This is a genomic window from Streptomyces sp. LUP47B (assembly GCF_001746295.1).
Taxonomy (GTDB): Bacteria; Actinomycetota; Actinomycetes; order Streptomycetales; family Streptomycetaceae; genus Streptomyces.
This window is the reverse complement of sequence record NZ_MJAH01000003.1, coordinates 265372-277562: the sequence shown is the minus strand read 5'-3', so window position 1 is coordinate 277562 and position 12191 is coordinate 265372. Positions and strand designations below refer to the sequence as shown.

Annotated in this window: 13 protein-coding genes; 10 read left to right on the top strand and 3 right to left on the bottom strand. The window is 72.0% G+C overall.

The window, feature by feature from the left end; translation table 11 throughout:
• Nucleotides 1–184 precede the first annotated feature (184 nt).
• On the bottom strand, nt 185–340 hold the full coding sequence (locus BFN33_RS52630; protein WP_088245310.1) for a DUF6131 family protein: 156 nt from the start codon (nt 338–340) through the stop codon (nt 185–187).
• A gap of 237 nt (nt 341–577) precedes the next feature.
• On the opposite strand from BFN33_RS52630, the gene BFN33_RS11780 reads away from it, so the two are divergent.
• On the top strand, nt 578–1069 hold the full coding sequence (locus BFN33_RS11780; protein ID WP_069759896.1) for a DUF2975 domain-containing protein: 492 nt from the start codon (nt 578–580) through the stop codon (nt 1067–1069).
• On the top strand, nt 1069–1290 hold the full coding sequence (locus tag BFN33_RS11775) for a helix-turn-helix transcriptional regulator (protein ID WP_069759895.1): 222 nt from the start codon (nt 1069–1071) through the stop codon (nt 1288–1290). Before BFN33_RS11780 ends, BFN33_RS11775 begins: the two co-directional genes overlap by 1 nt.
• Nucleotides 1291–1635: 345 nt before the next feature.
• Here BFN33_RS11775 and BFN33_RS11770 read toward each other — a convergent pair whose 3' ends face one another.
• Nucleotides 1636–2865: an acyl-CoA dehydrogenase family protein gene (locus BFN33_RS11770; RefSeq protein WP_069759894.1), complete on the bottom strand. Its 1230-nt coding sequence runs from the start codon at nt 2863–2865 to the stop codon at nt 1636–1638.
• Nucleotides 2866–3085: 220 nt separating this feature from the next.
• On the opposite strand from BFN33_RS11770, the gene BFN33_RS11765 reads away from it, so the two are divergent.
• From BFN33_RS11765 to BFN33_RS11735, 7 genes are all read left to right on the top strand, one after another.
• On the top strand, nt 3086–3910 hold the full coding sequence (locus BFN33_RS11765) for an enoyl-CoA hydratase/isomerase family protein (RefSeq protein ID WP_069759893.1): 825 nt from the start codon (nt 3086–3088) through the stop codon (nt 3908–3910).
• A 126-nt stretch (nt 3911–4036) separates the two neighbouring features.
• Nucleotides 4037–4669 carry a hypothetical protein gene (locus BFN33_RS11760; protein ID WP_069760241.1) on the top strand — a complete coding sequence of 211 codons (633 nt, stop codon included), beginning with the start codon at nt 4037–4039 and terminating at the stop codon, nt 4667–4669.
• The gene (locus BFN33_RS11755) at nt 4666–7242 is read left to right on the top strand and encodes a putative PEP-binding protein (protein ID WP_079140769.1); all 2577 of its coding nucleotides are present in this window, start codon (nt 4666–4668) and stop codon (nt 7240–7242) included. Before BFN33_RS11760 ends, BFN33_RS11755 begins: the two co-directional genes overlap by 4 nt.
• Nucleotides 7239–8369 carry an acyl-CoA dehydrogenase family protein gene (locus BFN33_RS11750; RefSeq protein ID WP_069759892.1) on the top strand — a complete coding sequence of 377 codons (1131 nt, stop codon included), beginning with the start codon at nt 7239–7241 and terminating at the stop codon, nt 8367–8369. The genes BFN33_RS11755 and BFN33_RS11750 overlap by 4 nt, the downstream gene beginning before the upstream one ends.
• A gap of 68 nt (nt 8370–8437) precedes the next feature.
• On the top strand, nt 8438–8857 hold the full coding sequence (locus tag BFN33_RS11745; RefSeq protein WP_069759891.1) for a Zn-ribbon domain-containing OB-fold protein: 420 nt from the start codon (nt 8438–8440) through the stop codon (nt 8855–8857).
• Nucleotides 8854–10008, top strand: a complete 1155-nt coding sequence (locus BFN33_RS11740) for a thiolase family protein (protein WP_069759890.1) — start codon at nt 8854–8856, stop codon at nt 10006–10008. Before BFN33_RS11745 ends, BFN33_RS11740 begins: the two co-directional genes overlap by 4 nt.
• Before the next feature lie 21 nt (nt 10009–10029).
• On the top strand, nt 10030–10734 hold the full coding sequence (locus BFN33_RS11735) for an SDR family NAD(P)-dependent oxidoreductase (RefSeq protein ID WP_069759889.1): 705 nt from the start codon (nt 10030–10032) through the stop codon (nt 10732–10734).
• A 64-nt stretch (nt 10735–10798) separates the two neighbouring features.
• Here BFN33_RS11735 and BFN33_RS11730 read toward each other — a convergent pair whose 3' ends face one another.
• A complete protein-coding gene (locus BFN33_RS11730) occupies nt 10799–11452 on the bottom strand; it encodes a TetR/AcrR family transcriptional regulator (protein ID WP_069759888.1) in 654 nt (217 codons plus the stop codon).
• A gap of 120 nt (nt 11453–11572) precedes the next feature.
• Between BFN33_RS11730 and BFN33_RS11725 the strand changes: the two genes are divergently transcribed.
• Nucleotides 11573–12184, top strand: coding sequence for a TetR/AcrR family transcriptional regulator (locus tag BFN33_RS11725; RefSeq protein WP_069759887.1), 612 nt, complete (start codon nt 11573–11575; stop codon nt 12182–12184).
• The last annotated feature ends 7 nt before the right edge of the window (nt 12185–12191 follow it).

Genomic DNA, 12191 nt, shown 5'->3' with positions numbered 1-12191 from the left:
GGCCTGTGTCGCCAACGGCAACAGGCGGTGCGCCGACCGCAGTCAGCGACCACCGCCTGTTGCCGTTGGTGGCACAGGTCCCTTGGCATCGGTCGGCTCATGCACCGCCGCAGACTCGCCCGCGACTACGAGAGACGACCGAACACCAGCCCTTGAGCCAGGCGCCGTGCGATGACACCCGCGGTCACCAATAGTGGCGTCGGCCGGCGACGGCGTGCCCCATGGACCCCATCAGCCAGAAAACGGCGCCCACCACGGCCAGGATGATGCCGAGGGTCCACAAGATCGATATGCCGGTGAGGAAACCGACAACAAGCAGGATGATGCCGAGCGCGATCATGACGTACCTCCTGGCGTGAGCTGATGTGTTACCTCCCGAGTGCCCCGAACCGGCAACCTCACCCCACTCCGCCGAGCAAGAAGCAACCACCGACGGGACTTTGGGGCGGGATCGCCTCGCGACCCCGCCCACCAACCCCCTGATGCACAGCACTTCCGCATCCGTATGTATCCCAGACCTTGCCCAGCCTATCGAATTTCGATAGGTTTCCATCGCAAATCGATGGAAGGACGGAACATGGGAAAGCTGACCGTGGGTGCGCTGCGTGTCGTGCTCGTGGTGGTGTTCGCCGGCACCGTGTTGGTACAGGCGTTGATGGTGTGGACATTGGTCAGCGGGAGCGACCCGGAGGACGGGTCGCTCCCGCTGACCGCACTGCGCGTGATCACGATCCTGGGCATGGTGTCGGTCCAGGTCGCCACGGTCTGCGTGGGGCGGTTGGTGACGATGGTGCGGCGCGGAACCGTGTTCTCCCACGCCGCCTTCCGATATGTGGACGGCGTGATCGGCGCGATCGTGGCGGCTTCCCTCGTGTGGTTCGCGGTCACGATCGTCAATGCGCCGGGCCAGCGGGACGACCCGGGCGTCACCGTGATCATGGGCGGCATCGGCCTGGCCATCCTGGGAGTTGCGCTCATCGTGCTCGTGCTGCGGATGCTGCTCGCCCAGGCCGTTGCCCGCGACGTCGAAGCGGCGCAGACGCAGGCCGAGTTGGACGAGGTGATCTGATGCCGATCGCCGTCGACATCGACGTGATGCTGGCCAGGCGGAAGATGTCCGTGGGTGAACTCGCGGACCGCGTGGGGATCACGCCCGCCAACCTGGCGGTGCTCAAGAACGGCCGCGCCAAGGCGGTACGCTTCGCGACCCTCGCCGCCCTCTGCGAGGTACTCAAGTGCCAGCCGGGCGACCTGCTGCGCTGGGAGGCCGACGACGCCGCGGGCGGATGACGTGCCTCAGGGCGGGCGGGACCACCGGCCCGTGACCCGCCCCCCGGACCGCCCTCGCGCCGCGCACAACCCGGGGCTCGGCAACCGTCGCCCGCGTCACGACCGCCGGCCTCCTCACCCCCCGCTGCCGTACCGCGCCGACCTGTCGACCGGTCAACTGTCGCTGCGCCTGACGCTGTCCCCACATCCACGACGCCGGGTACTGGCGGGACTCTTTCCCGTAACCCGTGATCTCGGCGCTCCAGGTACTCGCCGTCGCCGTCGAGGCCCGTCCCGGTGCACTCGGGACGGCTACCGCGAGGCTGTAGTCAATGAGCAGAAACTACGGCCGCGGATGCCGTCCCCTCAGGATCCCGCAGGTCCGGCGGATCCGGCCGGACGAGGCTGCCGGTAAGGCTTCACCACGCGGCGGGCGATGGCGAACCGGTGGGTCTCGGACGGGCCGTCGTAGATCCGGAACGGCCGCACCTCGCGGATCAGCCGCGCCAACGGGGCGTCAGAGGCCGAGATGCCCAGCGCCCCGCAGATCTGCACCGCCCGGTCGACCACCCGGCCCACCGCCTCCGCCACGAAGACCTTGGACACCGAGGAGAACTGCGCGGCGGCCCTGGAGCCGGTATCCAACTCCCATGCGGTACGCCAGATCAGCGCGCGGCTCGCCTCAATGTCGATCTCGGAGTCGGCGAGCATCTGCTGCACCATCCCGAGGTCCCCCAGCAGCGAGCCGAAGGCCTCACGGCTCCCCGCGTGTTGCAGCGCGACGTCCTGGGCGCGGCGTGCGGAGCCGAGCCAGCGCATGCAGTGCGTCAGCCGGGCGGGGCCGAGGCGGACCTGGGCGTTCTCGAAGCCCCGGTCCACCTGGCCGAGCACCTGTTCCTCGGCGACCACGCAGTTTTCGAACACGATCTCGCCATGACCGGCGAAGAAACTCTCGTCCAGGGTGTCGATGCTCCTGACGATGCTCATGCCCGGGGTACCGGCGTCCACGAGGAACATGGTCGCGCCGCCCGGGCTTCCGGGGCCGCCCTCGGTGCGGGCCATCACGATGGTGAAGTCGGCACCGCCGGCCCCGGTGATGAACCACTTGCGCCCGTCGATGCGCCAGCCGCCGGGAACCCGCGCGGCCGTGGTCCGCAGCGCCCGGGGGTCGGCGCCGGCGCCGGGCGCCGGTTCGGTCATCGCGAAGCAGGAACGGTACTCACCGGCAGCCAGCGGGCGCAGATAGCGCTCCTGCTGCTGCTCGGTGGCCACTTTCTCCAGCAGGTGCATGTTCCCCTCGTCCGGAGCCGCACAGTTCAATGCCAGCGGGCCGAGCACCGAGTAGCCGGCGGCTTCGAACACCACGGCCTGTCCCCGCAGGTCCAGGCCGTGCCCGCCCCACCGTTCGGGAAGGTGGGGCGCGAAGACGCCCGCCTCACGGGCGCCCTTCTGCAGGGTCTCCCGCAGCGCCTGCGGAGCGTCGTGGACGGACCCGCCGCACTCGCGCTCGGCCGGGATCACCACCTCGCGGACGAATTCGGCGGTGGCCTCGGCGAGCCGGGCGACGGACGGATCGACATCGAACTGGATCGGCATGGTTCCTCCGGCCGACGGGCGTACGGGCGCCGGTGCCCGTCGCGTCGTAGAAACTGTACAACGGGTCAAGTATCTTTCCCGAGGGGTGGCGTCGATCCTCTTCTGAAGAGCCCTCATTTGTGACCAGAAGAGGACCTGCCGCCACTGAAACTTTAGGACGGGCCCAGTATGTAAGCCCGATCGCCGACGAGCTGTGCCAACGAATGGGAGAAGACCTCCGATGAGCACCCAACCGGTCCGGGTCGTCCGCCACTCCGACGGGATCGTCGAACTGCTGCTGGACGATCCCGGCCGCGGAAACGCCCTCGACCTGCCGACCGCCGAGGCCTTGCGGGACGCGGCCCGTGACGTCGCCCGGGACCCCGGCGGCGCGGTCCTGCTGCGGGCAGTGGGCGGGAACTTCTGCGTCGGCGGCGACCTGCGCGCCTTCGCGGGCCGGGGCACGGAAACCGGCTCCTATGTGCACGCGGTCGCGAGCGCCGCCCACGCGGCCGTGCAGGTCCTGCATGAGCTGCCCGTGCCGGTGGTGACCGCCGTGCGCGGCGCCGCGGCGGGCGGTGGAGTAGGGCTCGCACTGACGGGCGACATCGTGGTGGCGGCCCGGTCGGCACGCTTCCGGCTGGCCTACACGGCGATCGGGCTCACCCCGGACTGCGGTGCGTCCTGGGTGCTGCAGCGCCTGCTGGGCCCACGCCGGGCCGCGGATCTGATCCTTACCAACCGGGTGCTGACCGGCGACGACGCCGAGGGATGGGGCCTGGTGTCCCGGGTCGTGGAGGACGCCGAACTGGACGACACGGCCTACCGGACGGCCGCCGCCCTGGCCGCGGGATCAAGGGGCGCGCTGCGGGCCGCGAAGGCGCTGTTGCGAGCGGGGGCCGACGCGCCGCTGGAGGAGCAACTCGCCGAGGAGTCGCGCTCCATAGCCGCCCTGGCGGGCGGCACGGAGGCCCAGGACGCCATGGAGTCCTTCCTCGCCGCCCGGTCCCGCGCCAGGGCATCGGCCGAGCGGTCGGCGGACCAGGAGCCGCAAAGTGTTTCTTGAGTTCCTCTTCACTAACAGGGTCGCTGGAGCGTAACCTCCGGGCAACACAGATCGCAGTTCCCTGCGACCCGGCATCCGTCGCCGCGCGGCCTGAGCCCGCGCCCCCACAGGAACAAAGGTGTGGAGATGCATTCTGCTGCCGCGGAGCGGACAGACACCATAGACCCGTCCCTCGCCGACGCCGTCATCGACCTCGTCCTGCGCGGCATGTGGCGCGGAACGCAGGAGTCCGCGCACCGCCCGCTGGTCGACGCCGGGCTGGCCATGGTGAAGGGCCCGATGGTGCTGCCCACCGAGTCCGCCAAGCAGGCCGCCGCACAGATGCTGCGGATCCCGGCCGGCTCCGGGCAGGAAGCGCAGATCAGCGCGGTCTACGAGGCGTTCCTGCCGGTCAACAGGAAGATCCGCGAGGTCTGCACGGCCTGGCAGTGCCGCCCCGACGGCAGCGTCAACGACCACGGCGACAGCGTCTACGACGCCGAGGTGCGCGAGCTGCTGGAGGACGTGCACGAGGCGATCCAACCTGTACTGCGCAGGCTGGAGCGGCTGCTCGCGGACAGCGGCCGCTATCTGACCGGCCTGGAGGAGGCTCTCGACCGGTTCGACGACGGCGACCGGCAGTGGCTGGCCTCCCCCCTGTGCGACTCGTACCACACCGTGTGGATGCGGCTGCACCAGGAACTGCTGCTGGTCCTGGGCATCAGCCGCGCCGAGGACGAGGCCCGCGAGGAGCAGCTCGTCCGAGGGAGCCACGGGTGAACATCACCGACCACCGCCCCGGCGTCGACACGCCGCCGCAGGCCCCCGGCCTCGCCCTGGTGCCGTACGGCCAGGGACGGACCCGCGGACTGGACGCGGACGCGCTGGGCACGCACGGCGTCGCGATGGACCGGCTGGTGGCCCTCGGGCTGACGGTGGTACCGGGGCTGACCGTGCCCGCGGGCACCGCGGCCTCGCTGGGCGAGCCCGGCACCGCCCGTGCGGCCGTCGAGCTCGTCGAGCAGTTGTCCGGGCGCCGCGTCGGCGATTCCGCCAGGCCGCTGCTGCTGCGGCTGTCGGCCAGTGCGCCGACGGACATCGCGGGGCTCCCGCCCGACCTCGCCTGTCTCGGAGTCACCCCCGACAGCGCCGTCGACCTGTGCACCGTCATCGGCCGCGCGGACGCTTTGGACGAGGTCTGGACGGCCACGGTGCGGATGATCGCCGAGTACGGACTCGACGTACCGGCCGCGCTGCTCGACGACGCCCTCCTCGACAACCCCGCACCCCATGCCCGCGTCGAGGCACTGCTCTCCCTGGTCGCCCGACATGCCGGACGGCCCTTCCCCGACGACCCGGCCGAGCAGCTCGCGCTGGCCGCCCGCGCGGTCCTCGCCCGCTGGGACTCGCCAAGGGCGCGAAGGGCACGCAAGGCCCAGAAGCTTCCGGCCGACCTGGACATCGCGCTGCACGTCCAGGCGCTGCGCATCGGTCCCGCCGACCGCTCCGGCTACGGCACGGCGGTCAGCCGCCACCCCGAGTCCGGCCGCTTCTCTCCGCGGGGTTCGTTCTTCCGGGGCGTACGCCGCAGCGCACCGCCCCCGCACACCGGCGAACCGCTGGAGAAGCTCGCGGGCGGGACGGTGCTCCTCGAGCATGCCCTGCTCACTCTCGAACGCCATCTGCACGCCCCCGTGTCCGTCGACTTCGAGGTCCGCGACGGCGAGGTCTCGCTGCTCGCCGCCTCGGCGCAGAGCCGCCCGCCGCTGCGCGCTTCGGTGTGCCTGGCGGTCGACCTGGTCCGTGACGGCGCCCTCGACAAGGACGCCGCCGTACGCCGCATCGGTCCCGCCCAGGTGCAGGAACTCCTGCACCCGCAGCTGAAGTTGACCGGCGACGAGGAACTCCTGGCACGGGGCCTGCCCGCGTCTCCGGGCGCCGCGACGGGCACGGTCGCCCTGTCCAGCGAACGCGCCCTCGAACTGGCCGCCGAAGGCGCGCACGCCGTCCTGGTGATGCACGAGACCACACCGGCCGACGTCCCCGGGATGCTGGCCGCCACCGCGGTGCTGACCGGCAGCGGCGGCATCGCCTCGCACGCGGCCGTGGTGGCGCGCGGCGCCGGCAAGCCGGCCGTCTGCGGCGTCGAGGGTCTGCGGCTGGACAAGGCGGCCGGCACGGTACGGATCGGGGAGCGAGTGCTGCGCGAGGGCGACGCGGTGTCGCTCGACGGCCGTACCGGCGCGGTGTACGCCGGAACGCTCAGTGTCAGCGTCGCCGGACCGCCGCCTGAGCTGTCCACCCTGCTCGAGTGGGCGGACGACTCCCGGCGGCTCGGAGTACGGGTCAACGCCGACACCGCGGCGGAGGTGACCACGGCCGTCGCGCTGGGCGCGGAGGGGGTGGGCCTGTGCCGTACCGAGCACCAGTTCCTCGGCGACCGGCTGCCGCTGATCCGCAGGGTCATCCTGGCCGCCGACCCGGCGGCTCGCGACGAGGCGCTGCTCGCCCTGGAGCACGCACAGCACGAGGACTTCACGGCGCTGCTGGCCGCGGTCGGGGACCGCCCGGTGACGGTACGTCTGCTGGACGCCCCTCTGCACGAGTTCCTGCCCGCTCCCGGCGAGGCCGGGGACGCGGCGGCCGAGCAGCGGGCCGCTTCGCTGCGCGAGGCCAACCCCATGCTCGGGCTGCGCGGGGTACGCCTGGCGCTGCTCCACGAGCGGCTGTACCCGGCGCAGGCGGAAGCCCTGTTCTCCGCCTGGGTGGAGGTCGCCGCCACCGGCGTCCGCCCCCAGCTGGAGGTGATGATCCCGCTGGTCAGCCTGCCGGAGGAACTTCGGGTAGCCGCCGCCTTCGTGCGCGACGCCGCCCAGACGGTGGCCGCCCGCACCGGCGTCCGGGTGCCGTACCGGCTCGGCACGATGATCGAGACACCGCGCGCAGCCCTGCTGGCCGCCGAACTCGCCGAGCACGCCGAGTTCTTCTCCTTCGGCACCAACGACCTCACCCAGCTCACCTACGGGTTCTCCCGGGACGACGTGGAGCGCCAGGTGCTCGCCTCCTACCAGGAGCGCGGATTCCTCACCGCCAGCCCGTTCGCCCGGCTCGATCCGCACGGCGTCGGCGCACTGATCGCCCTGGCCGTGGAAAGGGCCAGGAGCGTACGGCCGGACATCAAGCTCGGCGTGTGCGGTGAGCACGGCGGGGATCCCGAGTCGGTCTCGTTCTGCGACGACGTCGGACTGGACTACGTCTCCTGCTCCGCGCACCGCGTGCCGGTCGCCCGGATGGCGGCGGCACACAGCACGCTGCGCGGAAGCGGAAGCGACGAGAACGGGACGCCGGCATGACGACCACTGTGACCGGCCCCGCCGCCGGAACGACCGAGGCCTCGGAGGCCGAACTCGAGGATCTGCGCGCGACCGTGCGGTCCGTGTGCGCCGACGCGGGCGGCATCGCCGCGGTGCGCCGGCTCGACGAGCACGCCCCCGGCATCGACGCCGGCCTCTGGGACACCCTCGGCCGGCAGGTGGGCCTCGCGGCCCTCGGACTGCCCGAAGCGGTGGGAGGCGTCGGCGGCCTCGCGGAGATCGCCGTGGTCTGCGAAGAACTGGGCAGAACGTCGGCCGCCGTGCCGCTGCTGTCCTCCACCGTGCTGGCCGGGCAGGTGCTGGCCGGCTGCGGTACCGCCGAAGCACCGCTGGCGGAGGTGGCCGCAGGCACGGTGCACGCACTGGCCGTGGCCGCGCCCGACGGCGTGTGGCGGCCGGACGCCGTGCCGATCGGCGTCACCTGGCAGGGCAGTACCCCGACGCTGGACGGCATCGCACCCTTCGTGCTCGACGGCGCCGACGCCGAGGCCCTGGTGGTCGCGGCCGCCGGACCCGACGGCGTGGACCTCTTCCTCGCCGACCCGCGCGGACCGGGCGTGACCGTCCGCCGGGTGCCCACGCTGGACCTGAGCCGGGGCCAGGCCGTGGTCACCTTCGCCGCTGCCCCGGTGCGTGCGCTGACCGCTGGGGGCGAAGGGACGGAGGTCGTCACCCGCGCCCTCGACGTGGCCTTCGTGGCGCTGGCCGCCGAGCAGCTCGGCGGGGCGCAGGCGGCCCTGGACATGACGGTGGCGCATGTGCGGGACCGTACGCAGTTCGGCCGGGCGATCGGCAGCTTCCAAGCGATCAAGCACACCTGCGCGGACATGCTGCTCCAGGTCGAGTCCGCGCGGTCCGCAGTGGTCCGGGCGGTACGGACGGCCGGGTCGCCCGAGGCTTTCGCGGAGGCCGCGGCGGTGGCGCAGTCCTGGTGCGGCGAGGCGTTCACGTACGTCGCCGCCGAATGCGTCCAGTTGCACGGCGGCATGGGCTTCACCTGGGAGCACGACGCGCACCTGTACTTCCGGCGCGCCCAGTCAGACGCCGTGCTGCTGGGCGGCGCGGCCCACCACCGGGAACGACTCGCCGGGCTCCTGAGCTGGTGACCGCAGGACGGAAGCGACCGGTCACGTCGGGAAGGGCCGACCGTGACGGCAGGAAGAAGGCGGGCGGCATGACCACCAGACTCATCGACGAGAGCCTCTTCGACGGCGCGGATCCGCCGCGCCTCGTGGGCGCGCGCTGCACCGGGTGCCGCACCGTCGTCTTCCCCCGGCAGAACTCCTGCCCCAAGTGCTCGGACGGGGCGATGGCCGCGCACGTATTGCCGGACAGCGGCGAGATCTGGTCGTGGACGGTGCAGTCGTTCCGGCCCAAAGAGCCGTACCGCCCGCCCACCGGCGATCACCAGCCGTACGCCCTCGGCTATGTCGACCTCGGGGAGATCCTGGTGGAGGCGCGCCTCGACATCCCTCGCCGGCTGATTCGGATCGGGCTGCCGGTCCGGCTGACCACGGTGGAGGCGTACCGCGACGAGGACGGGACCCGGATCCTGACCTTCGCCTTCGGCTCGGCTGCCGAGGACGAGCGATGAGCCGCTCCGAAGAGGTCTACGTCGTCGGATGCGGCATGCATCCCTTCGGCCGGGACGAGAGCGTCAGCGGTATGGACATGGCCGAACGGGCGATACGGGAGGCACTGGCCGACGCCGGTGTCGGCTGGGCGGACATCGGGTACGCGGCCGGCGGCTCCGACGTGTCCGGCAAGCCCGACACCCTGGTGGGGCGTCTGGGGCTGACCGGCGTGCCGTTCGTCAATGTGCAGAACGGCTGCGCGACCGGCGCCTCGACGGTGCTCGCCGTCGCCAACGCACTGCGGGCGGGCGAGGCGTCGCTCGGACTCGCCGTCGGCTTCGACAAGCACGAACGGGGCGCGTTCCATGTCTCCGCGGCCCGGTACGGACTGGGCGACTGGTACGCGGAGACCGGGCTGATGTTGACGACCCAGTTCTTCGCGCTGAAGACGCAGCGGTATCTGCACGAGTACGCCATCCCTGAGCGGGCGTTGGCGATGGTGGCGGCACGCGCCTTCCGCAACGGCTCCCGCCACCCGCTCGCCTGGCGGCGCAAGGAGCTGACCGAGGAGGAGATCCTCGGTTCCGCGGAGGTCAGCCCGCCGCTCACCCAGTACATGTTCTGTTCTCCGGGGCAGGGCGCGGCGGCGCTGATCCTCGCCCGTGGCGACCGCGCCTTCGATCTGTGCGAACGTCCGGTCGAGCTGGCCTCGTTGGCCTTCCGGACCAGACGGTTCGGCTCCTTCGAGGTGTTCGCTCCCTGGCTGCCGCCTGGGCCGCACCGCAGCCCCAGCGTGGACGCGGCCGAGGCCGTGTTCCGCGGCGCGGGTCTGAGGCCCTCGGACGTCCAGATCGCGCAGTTGCAGGACACCGACAGCGGTTCCGAGCTGATCCACCTGGCGGAGACCGGGCTGTGCGGGCACGGCGAGCAGCCGGAACTGCTGGCCTCGGGTGCCACCGACCCCACCGGCCGGATCCCGGTCAACACCGACGGCGGCTGCCTGGCCGGTGGTGAGCCGGTGGGCGCTTCCGGTCTGCGCCAGTTCCACGAGGTCGTACGGCAGTTGCAGGGCCGCGCGCCGGGGGTGCAGGTGCCCGGTGGTCCCCGGGTGGGCTTCACCCATGTGTACGGGGCGCCCGGGATCAGTGCCTGCGCGGTACTGACGGTCTGACCGCAGTCGAAGGGAATCACCATGAGCGAGAACAGAACCGCCCTGGTCACCGGCGGCGCTCGCGGGATCGGCGTGGAGATCTGCCGACAACTCGCGGAGCGGGGGCTGCGGGTACTGGTCGCGGCACGGCAGCTGGAGGCCGCCGAGGAGGCGTGCCGCACCATCGGCCAGGGGGCGCTGCCGCTGGCCCTGGACGTGAGTTCCCCGAAGAGCGTCACCGAAGCGGTGCGGGAGGCCGCGGAGCTGACCGGCGGCGGGGTGGACGTGCTGGTGAACAACGCGGGAGTGTCCCTGGACGGCGAGCTGCGGCCTCCGTACGTCGACGAGGAGATCCTGCGTGCCACCCTGGACATCAATCTCGTGGGCGCCTGGCGGGTGGCCGAGGCCGTCGTCCCGGGCATGGTGCGGGGCGGCTACGGACGCGTGGTCAACCTCACCAGCTCGTACGGCTCCCTGGCGCTGATGGACTCCGGCCGGCACCCGGCCTACCGCGTCTCCAAGACCGCGCTCAACGCCTTCACCCGGATGCTCGCCGGCGAGCTGTCCGGCACTGGCGTCCTGGTCAACGCGGCCGACCCCGGGTGGACCCGCAGCGGCATGGGCGGTCCGTCCGCGCCGCGCGGCCCGGAGGAGGGCGCGGACACGCCCGTCTGGCTGGCGACCCTCCCTGACGGCGACGAGACGACGGGCGGGCTGTTCGCCGGCCGCGAGCCACTGCCCTGGTGAGCCAGGTCTGCCTTCCGCCGCCCTGGTGACTGACCGGCTCCGCTGAACGTGCCCGAGGGCGGTCTCAGGCCGGGGCGGCCGCGCTCCCCCGGTCGGCGGCGACGATGCGCAGCGCCAACGCCCTGACGGCCTCCTGCACGGACCGTGACGGCAGTTCCGACAGCGGCCCGCCCTCCGCCCGCAGCGCGGTGACGAGGATGGTCGTACTGATCAGCGTGCGCACGGCGAGCGCCTGCGACGCATGCCGCGTCTTGGCCGCCCGCGGGTTGCGGGTGGTGCCGTCCGGCAGATAGTCGTACGCCCGCTGGATGTGCCGCTGCTCGAACTCGTCGCGCAGCGCCTTGAGGTTGCCGTTGGCCGAGGCGACCTGGACCTGGTAGAGCCGGGCCTCGTCCGGGTTCTTCTCCACCCAGTCCCACACGGCGTCGATGACCCGCACCAGGCCTTCGGCGTCACCCGGCTCGGACTCCGGCCGGGCCGCCTCCACGACCGCGTTCAGCTGGTCGAAGACCCGCCGCATGGACAGTTCGAGCAGCTCCTCCTTGCCGGCGAAGTGGTAGTAGACGGCCGTGGGCACCACCTCGGCCTCGTCCGCGATGTCCTGCACGCTGGTCTCGGCGAACCCGTTGCGCCCGAACACCCTGACCGCGGCCGCGATGATGTGCTGCCGCCGCGAAGGACGGTGGGCCGGTTGCTTGCCGTTCTGCTTCGTGGCCATGCTGCTCCCTGTACGCCCGACGGTACTCGCCATGCTATCCAGTAACTCTGCCTGGTCGGGACCGTAATTCCTGGTGCCCGTGCGGTACGGGCGCAGAAAGATCCCGGCATACTTGACACCATGACTACATCCGGAACCCGCGCCGCTCACCGCCCCTCGCGCAGGCAGTGGGTGATCGAGGCGGCCACGGAGCTGTTCGCGACCCAGCCTCCGGACGAGGTGACGGTGGCCGACATCGCCGCGCGGGCGGAGATGACGTCAGCCGCGGTGTACTACCACTTCTCCTCCAAGGACCAGGTGCTCGTGGAGGGCATGCGGGTGTTCGCCGCGGCGCTGCGTGAGCAGGTGGAGACGCTCGCGGAGACCCACACCCCGGCCACGGACATCGGTCCCGCCATCACGGCGCTGGTGGCCTGGCTGGGCGAACACCGCTCCGCCGCCACCGTCTTCTTCGTGTCCTCGGCCGGTATGAGCCAGGAGGCGGAGGCGCTGCGGCACGAGGTCCGCACGCAGCTGCTGGAGGACTTGGTGCGGCTGGTCCGCAAGGCCGGCGGGCCGGTCACGGACGCGGAGGCGGCGGTGATCGGCCTGGGTGTGCTGGCGCTGCTGGAGACCGCGGCGATCTCACAGGCGCGGGGGGACGAGGCGTACCGCTCCCTGGGGCACCGCTCCTTTCTCCGCGAGGTGGGCCGCCTCGCGGAGCGGATCGCCGATCCGGTGACGAAGGGCTGAGCACTCC